Source organism: Lysinibacillus sp. NPDC096382, from assembly GCF_044762845.1.
Taxonomy (GTDB): Bacteria; Bacillota; Bacilli; order Bacillales_A; family Planococcaceae; genus Lysinibacillus.
Genome location: NZ_JBIWFC010000005.1, coordinates 192,472 through 210,583, shown reverse-complemented (window position 1 = coordinate 210,583; position 18,112 = coordinate 192,472). Strand labels below are relative to the sequence as shown.

General features: G+C 36.3%; 16 protein-coding genes. 13 read left to right on the top strand and 3 right to left on the bottom strand.

Annotated features, from left to right (window positions below; translation table 11 throughout):
- Position 1 precedes the first annotated feature (1 nt).
- The 9 genes from ACIQZA_RS10320 (at position 2) to ACIQZA_RS10280 (ending at position 9,780) form a co-directional block, all read left to right on the top strand.
- Positions 2-880 (top strand): carbohydrate ABC transporter permease, encoded by an 879-nt coding sequence (locus ACIQZA_RS10320; RefSeq protein ID WP_400940255.1) that lies wholly within the window; start codon positions 2-4, stop codon positions 878-880.
- 23 nt (positions 881-903) lie between these two features.
- Positions 904-2,517 carry an extracellular solute-binding protein gene (locus tag ACIQZA_RS10315; RefSeq protein ID WP_400940325.1) on the top strand — a complete coding sequence of 538 codons (1,614 nt, stop codon included), beginning with the start codon at positions 904-906 and terminating at the stop codon, positions 2,515-2,517.
- A gap of 257 nt (positions 2,518-2,774) precedes the next feature.
- Positions 2,775-3,440, top strand: coding sequence for a YesL family protein (locus ACIQZA_RS10310; RefSeq protein ID WP_400940252.1), 666 nt, complete (start codon positions 2,775-2,777; stop codon positions 3,438-3,440).
- Positions 3,437-4,615, top strand: coding sequence for an N-acetylglucosamine-6-phosphate deacetylase (gene nagA, locus ACIQZA_RS10305; RefSeq protein ID WP_400940250.1), 1,179 nt, complete (start codon positions 3,437-3,439; stop codon positions 4,613-4,615). Before ACIQZA_RS10310 ends, nagA begins: the two co-directional genes overlap by 4 nt.
- A 70-nt stretch (positions 4,616-4,685) precedes the next feature.
- A complete protein-coding gene (locus ACIQZA_RS10300) occupies positions 4,686-5,417 on the top strand; it encodes a GntR family transcriptional regulator (RefSeq protein ID WP_402881253.1) in 732 nt (243 codons plus the stop codon).
- A 556-nt stretch (positions 5,418-5,973) separates the two neighbouring features.
- Complete coding sequence (locus tag ACIQZA_RS10295; RefSeq protein WP_400940245.1) at positions 5,974-6,816, top strand: class II fructose-bisphosphate aldolase; 843 nt, start codon at positions 5,974-5,976, stop codon at positions 6,814-6,816.
- On the top strand, positions 6,813-7,751 hold the full coding sequence (pfkB, locus tag ACIQZA_RS10290; RefSeq protein ID WP_402881255.1) for a 1-phosphofructokinase: 939 nt from the start codon (positions 6,813-6,815) through the stop codon (positions 7,749-7,751). The genes ACIQZA_RS10295 and pfkB overlap by 4 nt, the downstream gene beginning before the upstream one ends.
- An 11-nt stretch (positions 7,752-7,762) precedes the next feature.
- Positions 7,763-8,776, top strand: coding sequence for an SIS domain-containing protein (locus ACIQZA_RS10285; RefSeq protein WP_402881257.1), 1,014 nt, complete (start codon positions 7,763-7,765; stop codon positions 8,774-8,776).
- Between the two features lie 128 nt (positions 8,777-8,904).
- The gene (locus ACIQZA_RS10280; protein ID WP_402881260.1) at positions 8,905-9,780 is read left to right on the top strand and encodes an ROK family protein; all 876 of its coding nucleotides are present in this window, start codon (positions 8,905-8,907) and stop codon (positions 9,778-9,780) included.
- Between the two features lie 371 nt (positions 9,781-10,151).
- On the opposite strand, the gene ACIQZA_RS10275 is transcribed toward ACIQZA_RS10280, so the two are convergent.
- A complete protein-coding gene (locus ACIQZA_RS10275) occupies positions 10,152-11,249 on the bottom strand; it encodes an ABC transporter ATP-binding protein (RefSeq protein ID WP_402881262.1) in 1,098 nt (365 codons plus the stop codon).
- An 85-nt stretch (positions 11,250-11,334) separates the two neighbouring features.
- Complete coding sequence (locus ACIQZA_RS10270) at positions 11,335-12,240, bottom strand: PucR family transcriptional regulator (protein WP_402881264.1); 906 nt, start codon at positions 12,238-12,240, stop codon at positions 11,335-11,337.
- Between the two features lie 340 nt (positions 12,241-12,580).
- Here ACIQZA_RS10270 and ACIQZA_RS10265 point away from each other — a divergent pair, with 340 nt between their 5' ends.
- From ACIQZA_RS10265 to ACIQZA_RS10255, 3 genes are all read left to right on the top strand, one after another.
- The gene (locus ACIQZA_RS10265) at positions 12,581-13,288 is read left to right on the top strand and encodes a class I SAM-dependent methyltransferase (protein WP_402881266.1); all 708 of its coding nucleotides are present in this window, start codon (positions 12,581-12,583) and stop codon (positions 13,286-13,288) included.
- 237 nt (positions 13,289-13,525) lie between these two features.
- Positions 13,526-14,974, top strand: coding sequence for a MocR-like pyridoxine biosynthesis transcription factor PdxR (gene pdxR, locus ACIQZA_RS10260; protein ID WP_402881268.1), 1,449 nt, complete (start codon positions 13,526-13,528; stop codon positions 14,972-14,974).
- Positions 14,975-14,978: 4 nt separating this feature from the next.
- Positions 14,979-15,887 (top strand): D-alanine--D-alanine ligase, encoded by a 909-nt coding sequence (locus tag ACIQZA_RS10255; protein ID WP_402881270.1) that lies wholly within the window; start codon positions 14,979-14,981, stop codon positions 15,885-15,887.
- A 133-nt stretch (positions 15,888-16,020) separates the two neighbouring features.
- Here ACIQZA_RS10255 and ACIQZA_RS10250 read toward each other — a convergent pair whose 3' ends face one another.
- On the bottom strand, positions 16,021-16,860 hold the full coding sequence (locus tag ACIQZA_RS10250) for a YitT family protein (protein ID WP_142508682.1): 840 nt from the start codon (positions 16,858-16,860) through the stop codon (positions 16,021-16,023).
- Between the two features lie 935 nt (positions 16,861-17,795).
- On the opposite strand from ACIQZA_RS10250, the gene ACIQZA_RS10245 reads away from it, so the two are divergent.
- On the top strand, positions 17,796-18,017 hold the full coding sequence (locus ACIQZA_RS10245) for a helix-turn-helix domain-containing protein (RefSeq protein ID WP_132361243.1): 222 nt from the start codon (positions 17,796-17,798) through the stop codon (positions 18,015-18,017).
- The last annotated feature ends 95 nt before the right edge of the window (positions 18,018-18,112 follow it).

The following is an 18,112-nucleotide window of genomic DNA, read 5'->3' as shown; positions in this document are numbered from 1 at the left end:
ATTGAAAGAATCGAAAGGCGATCGAGCGTTTACAATCTTTAATTATATTTTCTTAGCAATTGTTGCGATTATCGTTCTTTACCCATTGCTTTTTGTATTAAGTGCTTCATTAAGTAATCCGCAGTATGTTATCTCGGGTGATATGTGGTTATGGCCGAGGGAATTTACTGTTGAAGCATACAAAAAGGTATTTCAAAATCCAGATATTATTAATGGCTTTATCAATACATTGAAGTACACATTTTTCGGAACGGTATTGAATATTGTGATGACAATTTGTGCTGCCTATCCTCTTTCACGTAGAGATTTGAAAGGTAAAGGTTTCATTATGGCATTTATGGTATTCACGATGTTTTTCAGCGGAGGGTTAATACCAACATACTTATTAATTCGTGACTTAGGCATGATTAATACATTTTGGGTCATGATTATTCCGAATGCTGTTGCTGTATGGAACATTATTATTATGCGGACATTCTTCCAATCGATTCCTCATGAATTAGAGGAATCCGCAACGATTGATGGAGCGGGAAACTTTCGAATTTTATGGAGTATTGTACTACCGCTATCATTCCCTGTTATGGCAGTAATGGTTTTATTCTATGCAGTAGGACATTGGAACTCGTATTTTCAAGCTTTAATTTATTTACAAGACCAAAGCAAGTTTCCACTCCAACTTATACTTAGACAAATCTTAATTCAAGGACAAGCCGATGATATGATTCAAGCAACTTCAGAAAGCTTTCTAGCTCAAAAACTTAGCGTTGAAGGGTTGAAGTATGCTGTTTTAATCATTGCCAATCTACCAATGCTAATGCTTTATCCGTTCTTACAAAGATATTTTGTAAAAGGTGTCATGATTGGTTCATTAAAAGGTTAAGAATAGGAGCGATTTAAATGGCGATGAAAAAGAAACGTGTATATGGTTTGATGGCAACTATGATGTTAGCAGCTAGTATTTTAGGAGCTTGTTCAGATAATAAAGAAAATAAAGCAAGTACAAGCGGCAACGCCGACAATGTGAATGCTACGGGGATGCCTATTGCTAAAGAAAAAATTGAAGTAGATGGATTTGCAGCTAAGTTTTTTGCTTCACAAGATTGGAATAGCCTAATGCTATGGAAAGAATACGAAAAAATGTCTAACATCCATATTAATTGGACAACCGTTCAAACCGAAGTATTAGCAGATAAAAAGAACTTACTTTTAGCAGCAGGGAACTATCCAGAAATCTTCTTTGCATCGGCATTCTCAAGAACTGATTTACTGAAGTATGGTCAGCAAGGCGTATTCATACCATTAAATGATTATATTGATAAATATGCGCCGAATTTCAAAAAGCTTTTAGAAGAATACCCGACTGTAAAGCAAGGTATTACGATGGCAGATGGAAATATCTATGGTTTTCCAACAATCTATGATCCAAAGTTTGAGTCACTTCGTGTAGGAGCACCATGGATCAACCAGCAATGGCTAGATAAACTAAGCTTAAAATCACCTGAAACGACAGAAGATTTATATAAAGTGCTTAAAGCATTTAAAGAAAACGATCCAAACGGTAACGGTCAACAGGACGAGCAAGGCTGGGGATCTGGTTATGGAATTAAGCAATTTATTGATTATTTAAGGGGTTCATTCGGCTTGAACAAACAAGGAACGATGAATCCGAATTTAGACTTTAAAGAAGGAACTGAAGAATTCCGCTTCGTTCCAACAACAGACGAATACAAACAATTACTTGAATTTTTAAATAAACTATATAATGAAGATTTAATCAATAAAGATGTATTTACAACAGAGCCTCAAAAATTCGCTGCTGAAGCGGGTAAAGGAACTTTCGGTATGCTAAGTGAAGTAGATCCGCAAGAATTGTTCAAATTAGATGGTTATGTAGGTGCGCTTGTATTAGAAGGCCCTAATGGAGATCGTCAATATACGGCTATGTCTAACGGTCTTGGTAATTTAGGAATGTTTGTTGTAACCGATAAAGCGAAAAATCCTGAAGCAATGGTACGTTGGATTGACCATTTATATGGTGATGAGGGAACAAAAATGTTCTTCATGGGCTTTAAAGGTGTAACTTACGAGGAAGATGCAGCAGGTAATGTAAAGTATGTAGATAACATTACCAACAACCCTGATGGTAAAAACTTAGATCAAGCAATAAGTGACTACCTAACATGGCCAGGCGGTTACTACCCTGGAATCGTTACACAAAAGTATTTCCAAGGGGCAGAAGCGAAAGAAAATTCAATTAACAATGCTAAGCAAGTAATGCCATATGCATTGAAAGGTGAAGACATTATTCCAGGCTTGAACTTCACATTAGAGGAAAATGAACAAGTGTCAGCTATTTTAACAGACATTCAAACATATGTGGATGAGATGACAGCAAGCTTTATTACAGGTAAGACAAGCTTCGACAAATGGGATGATTATAAGAAAACAATTGAGAAGATGGGCTTAGAGAAATATATGGAAGTAGCTCAAGTAGCATATGACCGTACAAAAAAATAAAGTGTAACTTCATACAGTTGGTGTCACCTCGATGAATGATAAAAGAACACGGGCTAAAACGCTCACTTCCTATGAAAACGCTTGTGTGACCAACAACCTATTGTCTCGAACTAATCGAACATTTACTGGCAGTTGTGCTTCAACGTACTCATTCTTTTTTATGCGGATGCCTTACTGCCAGTTAATGTGAGATAAGAATGAGACATGCGCGGCGACTTTAGTCGTGCATGGATTTCTATTGTAGGGAGGCAAAGTAAATGAAATTTGAAGGATGGAAAGGGAAATTATACTGGACAGTTGAGTTAATAACATTGTTGGCAGTGTTACAGTTAATGTGGATTGGCTTAACCTTACTTGGACTTGTTTTATTCGGAATTACTCCCGCAACTGTTGCGATGTTTACAACATTACGTAAAAGGTTGCAAGGGGAGGACGATTTAAAACTACTTGCCAAAACATATTGGAAGACATATAAAATAGAGTTTATTTCATCGAATAAAATAGGCATTATCATTTTAGGTATCGGCTACTTTTTAACAATTAATTTCCAAATAATTTCATCGTTTCATGGGGTGACAGGTTTACTATTGCTTACCTTATTTGTGACGATTAGTAGTTTATTTTGCATTATGGTATTGAATATTTTTCAAATATACGCTCATTATGAGCTACCACCCATCCGTTACTTTGCTGTTTCGATATTATTTAGCGTAGCATATCCACTTCAAATGATTGGTTCTATTGTAGGGATTGCCATATTATATCGCATTTTTAGTTGGATTCCAGGATTATTGCCGTTTTTCGGCGTTAGTTTAACAGCTTTATTTTTATCTTGGATGTCATCGCATATTTTCAAAAAGAAAACGGAAGCTGAAGCACATATAAAAGCAGAACATTATCCCAATGAAGGGGTGATTTCATGAACAAAACATGGATCATTCATGCCAATATTGTCATGGAAGATGGCATTTTAACGAATGGTTTTTTACAAATGGTTGACGGGAAAATTGCAGTAATTGATGAAATGAATAATTGCCCTCCGTTAACATCTTCTGGCAATATTATTGATTGTCAGCAACAAGGCTATATTATCCCTGGGATGATTGATATACATGTACATGGTGCTTTAGGGCATGACTTTATGGATGGCGCCCCAGCTAATTATGCAAAAATCGCAAAATATTTAGCAAGCGAAGGTGTAACAGCCTTTTTAGCAACAACGACGACAAGCCCTATGTCAGAAATTGAAGCTGCTATCGAAGCACTTACGTTTTATAACAAAGAACAGCCTACTGCGGTAGCTGAAATGTTAGGAATTCACCTGGAAGGTCCATTTATTAATCGCTTAAAAAAGGGAGCGCAGCCAGAGGAATCCATCTTAAAACCAAATGCTAGGCAATTTAATGATTTATATGACAAGTCAAATCAATTAATTCGCCTGGTCACATTTGCACCAGAGGAAGATGTGAATTTTGAATTACTTCGGGCATTGAAAAGTAAAGATGTGATTGCATCTATTGGTCACTCCGATGCTAATTATGATACGACTATCGGTGCCATAAGAGCTGGTATTACACATGCAACCCATCTATTTAATGGAATGAGAGGCATTCATCATCGCGATCCAGGTGTTGTAGGGGCAGTGCTATTAGAAGATGATGTCTATGTTGAACTAATTCCAGACAATATACATTTTCATAAAGATTTGCTGTTGATGGTTCGTAAAATGAAAGGTTTGAATCGCATGCTTGTCATTACTGATGGTATGCGTGCAAAGGGAATGCCAGACGGTATTTATACATTAGGTGGCGAAGAAGTAGAAGTGTTTGATAATCGCTGTATTCAACGTAAAACAGGCTCCTTAGCAGGAAGTGTTTTGACTATGAATACAGCAAGAAAAAACATAGAAGAGTGGCTGACACTTTCACTAATCGAACAAGTTCGTCTTGTTTCTCTAAATCAAGCAATCCATTTAGGAGTTTCCAATCGTAAAGGCTCTCTTGCTGTAGGGAAAGATGCAGATGTTATTTGGCTTAATGCTGAGGGGGAAATAGAGAAAACCTTTTGCTTAGGGAATCTTGCCTTTGAAAAGAATTGATATATCGATAGGCATCCTTTTGATTAGATGATATATTGATAACAAAACCTAGGAGAAGGATGAGTAGAAGATGAAACCGTTAGATCAAGCTAGTGTAATCCCGCTATATCATCAATTGAAACAAAGATTATCTGCTAAGATTCAATCGGGTGAGTGGAAGCCAGAGGATAAAATTGATTCTGAAAATCAATTGATGGAGATGTTTCGCGTCAGTCGAAATACTGCAAAGAAAGCAATTGAAGAATTAGTACAAGAAGGAAAACTATACCGTATTCAAGGGAAAGGAACTTTTGTTGCGAAGCCAAGGTTTGAACAATCGCTTGGTGGTTTTTATAGTTTTAGTCGTGTGCTTCAAGAAAAAGGTCTAAACCCAAGAGATGAAGTGCTTGAGATTCAGGAAGTATTCCCTTCAACAAAGGTCCGGCACAGTCTTGAATTAGGTGAAGATGAACGAGTCATTGAAATGAAGCGCTTACGTTTTGCAGATAATGAACCAATTGTTTTAGAATCATCATTTTTACCAAAAAGTATCATCAAGGATAGTGAAATATTACATGAGGTTAGTTCCTCTTCCCTGTATAGCTTATTAGCACAACGTTTTGACATTATCGTTGTGAGGGCAAAAGAAGCTTTCGAGCCTGTTCTTATTAGTAGAGATGAGGCACATTTATTGAAAACGGAGGCAGGAAAACCTGCTTTATTACTAGAACGTACTGCATTTGATACTTCAGGAAAACCAGTCGAATTTTGCATTTCAATAGTAAGAGGCGATCGCTGCCGGTTTTATACAGAATTAAACTAAATTCATAGTTACTATCTATGAGTTTCAAAATATTAAAGAATAAAATGGCCAAGGTAAAGTAATCTTTGTGAATGTTGGCATTTTAAATGTGGGTGATTTCTGTTTCTCTGACTACTTACTGAGGGTCGAGTGCTTTTTCTGCTTACGTTGCTTCTGACACTTTGCTTTCGCACAGACGTGAAGAGTTCCGTTTATCGTTATAAAAATGGAGTATCATGCTAAGTGTAGTGTTTGATTGGCGTGCAAGACTGAGCGACTCCTTTGCAATCATAAAGATGATCTTGCAATAAACTTATAGAGGAGCAAAGGCTAAAAGTATCGTGTCCTGTGATAACGGCTTCGTGACCAACATCCTTTTGGCCCAAACTGCTAATCGGACACCTCTGGAAAGTGCTCAGTCAGAACGGAAATCCATCCATTTGTTTTGTCGGTGAGTTCCTACTGTATAGACATCTTAAACTCATTGACATAATTGCTTTTTAATAATGCCTCATCAGTTATCAGAATTTTCATACTATAAATTATACCAACAACCCATTGAGGGAGGAACTCGATTATGCCATTAGTGACGACGAATGAAATGTTAGAAGACGCTTATAGAAATAATTATGCAATTGGAGCTTTCGGAGCGCATAATTTGGAAATTATTAAAGCGGTTATTACAGGAGCAGAGAAGGTAGGTGTACCTGTTATTTTACAAACAACTTCAAGCACTTATAAATATGTAGAAATGCATTATATGATGGCGCTTGCTAAAACAGCCGCTGAACAAGCAAAAGTACCAGTAGCCCTACATTTGGATCACGGTGAGTCCTATAAAGTTGTAATGGAATGTTTACGAGCAGGCTATACGTCGGTGATGATTGATGGTTCTACGTTACCCTTTGAGGACAATATTAATCTTGTGAAAAGAGTTGTAGATGCTGCAAGTGCAATTAATGTGCCTGTCGAAGCAGAGCTTGGAACAATTGGTGGTGTAGAAGATGATGTAACGGTTGACGAGAAAATGGCCTTGTTCACTGATCCTAAATTAGCTGAACGCTTTGTGAAAGAAACAGGTATCCAATCGTTCGCGCCAGCTTTTGGCACAGCACACGGTAAGTATAAACAAGAACCACAGCTACAATTCGAACTACTGCAGGAAATTCATCGTGCTACAAATGTGCCATTAGTAATGCACGGTGCATCAGGTGTACCAGAAGAAAGCGTACGTAAATCTGTAAATTACGGTATTGCGAAAGTGAATTTTTCAACAGAGCTAAAAGATTTATTTGCCGAGCAATTAAGAGCCTTCTTTATAGAAAATCCGACAGAAAATGATCCAAGAAAGTATTTTCTTCCTGCACGAGAGGCATTAATTGAGTTAGTAGAGCAAAAGATTGTGATGCTACAAAAATGATTACGACGATAACTTTAAATGCAGCCATTGATCAAGTATATGAAATGAATTCTTTAATGCTTGGTAAGACAAATCGAGTATTGCAGAAACTGCAGCAAGGTGGAGGAAAAGGCATTAATGTCGCGCGTGTCATTCAAACGCTGGGTGGTGAAGTGTTCATTGGTGGTTTCGTTGGCGGACTAAATGGGGAAAAAATAAAGGCACTTTTAAAGGAAGAGAACATGCAAACAGGGTTTATTCAAATAGAGGGCGAAAGTCGAATTTGTCTAACCGTTTCAAATAAGCAAACGAAGGAAATGACCGAGCTTTTAGAAGACGGGCCAACGATTTACGAGCATGAATGGCAAGAAATGCTGAAATGGATTAAAACTCAAGCGGAGTGTTCTGAATATTTCGTGCTCTCAGGAAGTCTACCTAAGGGTATACCGATGGCTGCTTATGCAATGATTATTCGATTATTAAAACAAAAAGGTGTTCGGGTTGCTCTCGATACGAGCGGAGAAGCTTTGAAGCAAGGCGTTGAAGCAATACCTTTTATCATTAAACCTAATGAGGATGAAATTGTTCCATTAATCGGGAAACAGGTTGTAGCGCAAGACGACTTAATTCAAGCTGGTGAAAAAATACAGGATTTAGGAATTGAGCATGTATGTTTTTCGTTGGGCGAAAAAGGTGCTTTATTTGTTAATCGTTCAGGGGTTTACCAAGTAAATGCACCGAAAATTAATGTTATAAATACAGTTGGTAGCGGTGATGCGTTTTTAGGAGGCCTTGTCTATAAGCTTTCAGAAGGTGTGGACTGTACGGAGGCATATAAATGGGCTGTTGCATGTGGCTCTGCAAATGCAGGCGAAAAAGAAATTGCGAAAGTACAAAAGGAGACTGTTCAAAGTCTCATAAAAGAGCTACAAATAACTAAAATTAAAGAGAGATAGGGGTTTTATTTATGCACACGTATAATGAGATTATGAAACAAGCTCAACAATTAGGTAAAACAAAAGAGATTGTTCAGTCGCTTACATTCAATGAAGATGCTGTTGACATAGCTCTTTTCACAGGATGTGGGACATCATATTATTTAGCTATTGCAGCTGCACGTTATTACCAATCGGCTACAGGGGAAGTAGCAGTAGCAGTCCCAGCATCTGAGCTATTTTTACACACGGATACCCACATTCTATCAAATAAAAAGTATAATATTATCGGTATTTCACGCTCAGGAACAACTTCTGAAATTATTATGGCATTGGAGCATTTGAACGGAGCAGAGAATATACGTACAATGGCAGTTACGTGTAATGGTGATACACCAATGGCTGAAGTAGCAGATGAAGTGATTGCCTTAAACGATATTTCAGAGAAAAGTGTTGTCATGACGCAATCATTTTCTAATATGTTATATGCTCTGCAACTATACGCGGCCAAGATTAGTCAACGTGTTGAATTGATGAACCAATTAGAAAAAATTCCTGCACTTGTTAAAATAGCATTAGGCAATGGAGAGCAGTTAAAGCAAGTGACAGAGGATTTAACGAAAAAACGTTTTATTTTCTTAGGGTCAGGTGCTTATAACGGGTTAGCTAAAGAAGCGACATTAAAGCTAAAGGAAATGACACAAACAGAATGTGAAAGCTATTCGAATTTAGAATTCCGCCACGGTCCAATTTCTATTGTGGATAAAGAGACTGTCGTTATTTTATTTACACAAAAAGAAACGAAGGACTTCGATCAAGCATTAATAAAGGATATTCAAAAGCTTGGTGGTTTTGTTGGTGTAATTGGTATAGCTTCAGCAGACTTGGTAGCAGATTTAATCATTAGACTTTCAGAAGAAATAGATGACTTGAATCGCCTTGTTGAAGTAGTTCCATATTTCCAATTGTTAGCGTATCAACGTGCAATATTCAAAGGCTATGATCCAGATAAACCACGTAATTTAACGCAAGTCGTAAGCCTTTAAAAAATGAAACACTTCACTCAGTGAATAATAAAGAGGTAAAAGTTACTGTGTAATGAACACCCTGTTGTCCCGATTCAATCGGACACTACTGGTAGTTAATGCGGGATAAGAAAATTGGCGGTGAAAAAATGAGTTACATTTTAGCAGCAGACGTAGGTGGAACAAAATTAGCAGCGGCTTTGTTCGATATAAATCAGCAATTATTGAGCACAAAAGAAGTGGCTAGTGATAACACAAATCGAGAAACTTTATTTGCTTGTTTGATTGATAGCTTTGCAAAGCTATGTGCAGAAAAGGAAGTTACTTTTAATGAAATTTTAAAGGTATCTATTGGTGTGCCTGGTATCGTTGATATTGAAAAAGGTATCGCGGTTTATCAAAATAATATACCTTGGGAGAACTTTCCGATTTGTACGCGTTTAACTGAAGTGTTCCCACATGCGCATATTAAAATTGACAACGATGTGTATATAGCAACATGGGGAGAATATCGAGCTAGAAAGTTCTCCAAAGAAACAATGGTCTATGTTACATTAAGCACCGGTATTTCTTGCTGTACGGTTGTCAATAGTGAATTTTTAAGGGGAACCGGATTAGCTGGTGAAATTGGCTTTAGTATTGTCGATAATGACGGAACTACACTAGAAGAGAATGTTGCTGGCCCGGCAATTGAAACATTAGGGAGAAAGTTACTCGGTGATTCTGAGATAGTATTGAAGGATATGATGGAACTTTATTATAATGGGAATTCTATCGTCGATAAGATTTTGGAGCCATTAGTCCAATCGATAGAGAAACAGTTGCAGCAAATAATATTACTGCTTGATCCACATTGTATCGTTTTAGGAGGAGGCTTTTTTAATCATCATCCTAAAATCATTGACTATATTAAAGCAGCGATTCAGCAGCGTTTTGTAGGGACACCTTTTGCAGGGAAAGAACAAATCATTGAAAGCAGCATTCATAAAGGTGAAGCGGGTCTTTACGGAGCAGCGATAAAATAACAAAAGGCAGTAAACAAATGAACGTTTGTTTACTGCCTTTTTCTATTAATAATTTTAAAGGATACGAAGGTAAAATTTACGTAGGTTTCCCCAGGGAGGGAAGCGGATTTATCAAGTATGCCTCGGTATACTTGCATCCGGAATCGACTTTGTGCTTAGGCCTGCAGATGTTTTTTGTGCGAAACACAGTGCTAACGTAGCAGCAGCAACAGGATGGCCGACACGATATCGGTCATTCCAGTAATGCCCAGAATGTGACATTTGTATCGATGCAGGTAAGTTAGCCGTTATCGCATAGATGCGATGATTTTAGGCTAACATCCAATTTGAACACCTTTCCGATCCCGTGATATCCGCCGGATGCTTTAACCTTAGCGTATGCGTTGCTCTGTTTCTAAGTCAAAGAAATGAACGCGAGACATGTCAAATAGTAGATGCGCGACTTGACCTTGCGTAAATTTGGTATCGGAATTCACCCGCGCGATATAAGGCTGACCATTTAATTGGGCATGTAACATCAGCTCAGCACCTGTTAATTCTGATACTTCAATATTCGCGTCAACAGCTGTGAAGAACGGTTCGAGATTTACAGAAGATTTTTCATAAATATGCTCTGGTCGAATGCCAAGAAACAGTTCTTTTTGTAAATAACCTCGTTCTTTTAATAATTTACTTTTTTCTGCTGGAATAGTTAGTGTAATATTATCAATCTGAATCCCGTTTTCTTGGAATACGCCTTTAAAGAAGTTCATCGATGGTGAGCCGATAAAACCACCAACAAATTTGTTCTCTGGTGTTCCATATACTTCTTCAGGTGTACCGATTTGTTGAACTATACCATCCTTCATTACAACGAGACGAGTGGCCATTGTCATCGCTTCTGTTTGATCGTGTGTTACATAAATAGTAGTCGTTTTTAATCGTTGGTGAAGCTTTGTAATTTCAGCGCGCATTTGTACGCGAAGCTTTGCATCTAAATTGGACAGAGGCTCGTCCATTAAGAAAATATTTGCATCGCGGACGATTGCTCGACCGAGTGCTACACGTTGACGCTGGCCACCTGATAGAGCTTTCGGCTTGCGATCTAAATACTTTTCTAAATCGAGAATTGCAGCTGCATTGTGAACACGCTCTTTTATTTCCTGCTTAGAAAACTTGCGAAGCTTTAAGCCAAATGCCATATTATCGTATACTGTCATATGTGGATAGAGTGCGTAGTTTTGGAAAACCATCGCAATATCTCGATCCTTAGAAGGTACATTGTTCATTTTCTTGCCATCTATTAAAAAATCTCCAGACGAAATTTCTTCTAAGCCAGCAATCATTCGTAATGTTGTCGATTTCCCACAACCGGAAGGCCCAACAAGTGCAATAAACTCCTGATCTTGAATTGCTAAATTAAAGTCAGATACAGCTGTTACACCGCCATCATATGTTTTAATAATATTTTTAAGTATGATTTTTTCCATGTTTATAAGCCCCTTTGTTTGTTTTTTTTAGTGTATAAAAAGTGTAGGGGAAAACTAAATATTTAAAATGCATAATTTTCAGTTATTATTTTTGTGCATTTTGTAATTTTGATCGAAGAAAGCTAGCAATATAGACGAGTATAGCACCGTCTAGATTTTTTGTAGAAATATTTGTTGTTTCTTGAAATTTTGCTAAACGGTAATTAAGCGTATTACGATGAATATGTAGTTTCTTTGATGTCAAAGAAATATTTAACCCACATTCGTAAAATGTCTTGACTGTATCAAGCAACTCCATATCAGACTGCAAAGGTATTAAGATTTGTTCTTCTGTAAATTTCAATATGGAAGCAGGCATTTGTTGCGTTATTAAAACAGGGAATATCGTTTCAAATGAATAAAACTGTTCAGCATTTTTATAATGTAAGCATTCCTCAAACCATTGAGCTTCCCGTTGGAACTTACTTGGGAATTGCTTATTTATTTCATAAGTTTCGCCTTGATACAAATGAATTTGAACGAAAAAATCTGTTTCAATTGTGCGAATAAGTGCAATGAAATCTTCCTTTTTATTAATCGAATGATCCATAGCCTCAATTAATAGAAAGCGATTTGTGGCAACCTGAAGTACTACCGTATCTTGCTGAAAGAAATTTAAAGTAGCTTCTTTTAACTCTTCAGCAGGAGGATTATCATTTAAAAAGATGAGCTGAATAACGCGAGCTTTGCTAAATGATAGTTTAGATGGTATGTCACCGTTTAAATATAAAAATTCATACCAAATTTCTGATGGTTGAGATATTGTAGAAGTGATTTCGGTATAAAAAACAGTGAGCCATTGGTAGTCACGCTGTGAAATCTCTTGCTTTGAAACAGAAAACCATTCATTTGCTTGTCGATGGTAGAAATAAAAAAAGTCATACATTAATTCAGTTGGCTTTGTTCGATAATGATGGTAAGTAGAAAACAATGCTTTGAGATTTAAGTTCATTAGATAACTCCTTCCTTTGCTATTCAGGAACCAAATATGAATTGCTCCCTTACAAGCAGACAGTGGAAATAATTATGGGCTTAAGCCGTTTAGTCCTTTTGGGGGTAATGTTTTTGTTGACGTACGGTGAGCCATTTACGATAAGTAGCGTGAAAAATACTAGCCATTTCAAGTGTAACATTTTGTATTTCAATGAACATTAGGAAGTGTCAAAACTAATAGAAGGAGAGATAGTTATCTATATTCGGAAGAAAGATGGCTAACATCCTTGGAGGGTTATCCCATATAATGAAAATATAGAATATTTAGTTTTTGGATAGATGCAAAATGGAGGCGTAAAATGCAAATCAAATCAAATGAACAATTGCTAAGATTATTAGATAATTTATTACGTGAACCGCAAGGGTTTTGGGATGGGTTTTATGATCAAACATTTAAAACGGTACCTTTTTTTGTTAATAAACCTGATGAAAATCTAGTAAGCTATGTTGAAAAAAAGGTGATTCGACCAAATAGAGTTTTAGAGTTAGGTTGTGGCGCAGGACGGAATGCTATTTACTTAGCAAAACAAGGCTGTTCAGTTGTTGGTGTCGACTTATCGGATCATGCATTGCAATGGGCGCAAAAAAGGATTGATGAAGCAGACGTAAATGTAGATTTCATTTGCGCTAATATTTTTGAACTGAATCTACAAGAAGAGAGCTTTGATTTTATTTATGATTCAGGTTGTTTTCATCATATAGCACCTCATCGTCGTGTGACGTATATTGAATTGATTCATACATTATTAAAGCCTAATGGTTACTTTGCTTTATGCTCATTTGAGGAACATGGTACATATGGTGGTTCAGCCATCTCGGATGAAGAAGTATATATAAAACGTAGCTTAGAAGGCGGATTAGGATATACCGAAAATCAACTGAAAGAAATATTTCAATCATTAGAAGAAATAGAAATACGGAAAATGAAAGCCCTATCTAATGAACATCAATATTTCGGTCTAGAAGGATTTTTAGTAGGTTTATTTAAAAGGAATAGGAGGAGGTAAGAGAGGCTAGCTCCTTTCAATTATTCCCGGGAAATAAATACGATAATTCTTAAAGAACGAGCTGATAGAAAGGACTTCAAAATGTATTTTTATTAGCCTTTTATAGGTGCAATTCTTCGTTTTAAAGGGTTGCATTTTTCTGAATCAGACCATACCACAAGGAAGGGAAAATCCCTATACTGTGGACCTTTTGAGTTAGAAACAGTTATGCAAAAATAAAGCAAGGAGGTCAAGGAAGTGTTTAATGATTTTAAGCTTATAGGTAATCGTCCGGTTTATAGTCAATTAAAAGACTATTTAAAAGAAATGATTATGAAGGGACACTTGCTGGAGAATCAAAAGCTTCCATCTACCCGTGAACTTAGTAAATTATTATCGATCAGTAGAAATACGGTACTGAATGCATATGCAGATTTAGAGCAAGAGGGCATGATCTATGCAGTGAAAGGAAAAGGTAATTTTGTAGGGAAAGTCGAAACGTTGAAAGCTGCATCTGTCGAATTTAATTGGAAGGAGAGACTGAATAACGTTACCTTGTTGGCTGATGAGCTAGATTTAATGAAGCAAGATATTCATTGGGAAAAAGGAATGATTTCCTTCCATAGTGTTTCTCCCGATGAAAAGCTTTTTGATGTTGAAAATTTTAAAAGAGCTTTTCTGACTCGGATGTCCCTTGAAGGAGATATCGTTTTGAATTACGGGTATGCAAAGGGCTATAAACCTTTAATCGAGTACCTTCTTCACTATATGGAAATGAAGGGTGTAGATATTTCGAATAAGGATATTTTGATTACGAATGGCTTTACCGAGGGCTTAGATATTTTATTATCTTCCTTAGCGAAAAAATCTGGACGTGTTATTTGCGAAAACCCTACTCACCATGCGGCATTAAAGCTTTTTCGTTTACACGGATTTGACATACACGGAATCGACATGAAGGATGACGGTATCGATATTGAACAAGTTAAGAAAAGCTTATCGGAAAAGGAATTTGATTTTGCCTACTTAATCCCGTCCTATCATAATCCGACAGGTATTGTGACATCTTCTGAAAAAAGAGCTGAAATTATTAGGCTTTTTTCACAATATCAAATTCCAATTGTGGAGGATGGTTTTAATGAGGAATTACGTTATTCGGGCTCGCATTTAGCACCGCTAATGACTTTTATCGGTGAGGGCAACAATGTTATTTATATTAGTAGCTTTTCTAAAATTCTTTTTCCAGGCTTACGTGTTGGGTGGATATTAGCTGATAAGGAACTCATCCACTGTTTAGAAAGTATGAAAAGAGCACGTACTATTCATACATCGACACTAGATCAGGCTGTGCTTTATCAATATTTACAGGATGGTTATTTTGAAAAATATTTAAAAAAGGCTAAGTTTGTATATAAGAAAAAGTATGAATTAGCCCGTCAAGCTTGCCATCAATACATTCCTTTTAAAAGAATGACAGGAGATGGAGGACTTCATCTCTTTATTGAGTTAGAAGAAGGAATGAATGCTCGTACACTATTGAAGAAGTGCTATCAAAGGAGAGTTGTTTTTTATCCTGGTGACGTTTTTTACAGCAATGGTGAGGGCAGTAACACATTTCGATTAGGGTTTTCTCGGCTAAAAGAAGAGGATATTGTGCGTGGTATTAAGATTATTGGTGATACCTTAAAAAATGAAGTAGGGAGTTGAACATATGAAAATTGGCGTTATTATGGGGGGCGTTTCCTCGGAGAAGCAGGTCTCTATTATGACAGGGAAAGAAATGATCGCTCATATAGATACGAGTAAATACGAAGTGGTTGCTATTAAACTAAATGAAAATAACACATCAGAGCTTATTGAAAAGGTGAGAGATATTGATATTGCTTTATTAGCACTACATGGCAAATTTGGAGAGGATGGTACGATTCAAGGTGTACTAGAGGCTATGGGCGTTAAGTATACGGGGAGTGGAATACTTTCAAGCAGTATGTGTATGGATAAAAACGTTTCGAAAAAAATTCTACGTTATGAAGGCATTGAAACACCGGATTGGCTCCATCTTTCGAATATCGAGGAGCTTCAGTTCGATGAATTAAATAAGATGGGCTATCCGTTCGTCGTTAAACCTAATTCGGGTGGCTCCAGTGTAGGGGTGAAAATAGTTTATGATAAAAATTCTTTACTCACTTCCATTGAGGAAGTATTCAAATGGGATGCTGAAATCATTATTGAAAAATATATAGAAGGTGAAGAAATAACATGCTCCATTTTGGACGGGGAGCTATTACCGATTATTTCGATTCAACATACAGCGCAGTTCTTTGACTATAAGGCGAAATATGAGGATGCCGCTACGATAGAGGAAATTGTAGAGCTTCCATCTGCCATACATGAACGAGTTACCGAGGCAGCAAAAGCTTGCTATAAAGCATTAAAATGTGATGTTTACGCCAGGATCGATATGATGATCAAGGATGGAATCCCTTATGTCATGGAGGTTAACACATTGCCAGGGATGACAAAGAACAGCTTACTCCCAAAAAGCGCATCGTCGGCAGGAATTACCTATACAAAACTTTTAGATAGGATTATTGAAATTTCCTTACAGGTTAGGGGATAAAGGGTTCATCAGGAGTAGAGGCTGGGCGACTCCGTGGGGATTAGTATAAATAGTCAATAGAAAAACACCTCTATGTTGATTTTTAAAGGGATAATCCTCATTTTCAACAAAAGGTGTTTTCTCAGTTTCTTAATTACGCCTTAGATAATTCAATAAATCCATGTCCAAAAACATCTCGTACATCATGAATAGCAATAAAAGCATCCGTGTCTATTTCTTTGACGATTTTCTTTAGCTTTACAACTTCCTGTTTACTAATAACAATATACAGAATCTCTTTTTGTTCCTTCGTGTAATAGCCATGGCCTGATAGAACTGTCACGCCTCGGTTCATAAAACCATTCACATGACTGGCAATCTCCTCTGGCTTTTTCGAAATAATCGTAACTGCCTTTTTCGGATTTACACCTTCAATAACAAACTCCATTACCTTTGTTCCGACATAAAGCATAATGACAGTAAGCATTAATGCTTCTGCTCCGATAATAAAGTAAGATGAAAAAGCAACTATTAAATCAAAAAACAATAAACCGTAACTAATACTCCAGCCTAAATATTTGTTCGTCATTCTAGCTAAGATTGTTGAACCTGCTGTTGTTCCACCAACTCTTATAATTAAGCCTATACCAACTCCAGCAAACACCCCGCCAAAAATAGCGTTCACAATAATTTCATTCGAAGAAATCGACCACGATTCTGTTAAATGTAAAAACAGTGAATGGAGGGATACTGCAATAATCGTATAAATAGTCGTTTGCCTACTTAAAAATTTATAGCCAACTACTAATAAAGCTGCGTTTAGCAAAAAGCTCACAATACTTGGCGACCATCCAAACAAATAATAGGCAATGATTGTTAAACCTGTTACGCCACCTTCACCTAAATCATTAGGTATAACAAATAAGTTTACAGCCAGTGCAAAAAGCAACGCACCGATCGTAATCATTAAAAAATCCATCATGAACTTCTTCATATATACACCACCAAAACAAATTGTTTTTTTCTTAAATACATACTATATCAAGCTCTAGAAATTTTATATACTTTTTGGAATGTTCGTTTATGATAAATCTATACTTGTTAGTATGTCCTTTATTAGAGAAAAAGTCGAATTTAAAAAATAGTTCATGAAGCTGCTAATTAATTATGCCTTTAGCATAATAGCCCGCTGAAAGAAGTTAAATAGTTATGTGGAATCATGCTGAAATCAGCTTATAATATATATACTATATCCGAACTTAAAGTTTGAAGTTAGGGCTAGTTAAACGGGGGTGTGAAATAATATATGCTTTAATATGAAAATGAGCTTGGGAATATTAAATATATTATTAATAGCTACTTTAGTAATCATAGCATCATGTATCTTATTACTCTTTGGTTTATTAGTTGTAGCTTTAACAGTCTCTGGAGAGAAAGTTAGTAAACTAGTTTTAGATTCCAACATTGACATTTCTTTTAAATTTAATGGAATAACTGTTTTTTAAAATGAGGAATTTTGTTTATGATAAAAGTGAAACAATCGTTTTAATTTTACACTCGATTTATCTTTACTTTGATTGTTATGACAATTTTTATTTTATTATGGAAATTTGTTAGATCAGTCATTGTTGGGGAGTCTTTACTCTTAGAAATAGTAAAAGAATAGAGCTAATAGCATGCAGTTTATTCATTTTAAGTTTTTTAAGTAACACGGTTCAAGCATACTTGGTTTCAACGGTAGTACATATGTTTTTAAACAATAATGAATTAGACAATATTGAATGGATTCAATCCGTTTCTTTTAAATTTTTTGATATGAATTGGCGCATACTACTATGTAGTTTTATAGTTTGGACAATTGGTAGGATATTTAGATATGGCTCTTTTTTACAAGAAGAGTATGATGCAACAGTATAGGAAGTGAAGGAATTGACGATTATCGTAAGATTGGATCGTGTATTAGCTGATAGAAAAATGCAATTAAGTGAGCTTGCAGAAGCAGTGGATATATCGATTGTCAATTTATCGAATTTAAAGACGGGAAAGGTAAAGGCAATACGTTTTTCCACGTTAAATGCAATTTGTAAAGTCTTGCATTGCCAACCAGGGGATATTTTAGAGTATGCTGAAGATGAGGATACCTTTGAGTAAGAAAAATTTCTAAGCCGTACTATAGGATTGAATACGTATACGTACATTTCTGGAACAAGTTGCATAGGATAACCTTATAATGTGTGAGGGGATTG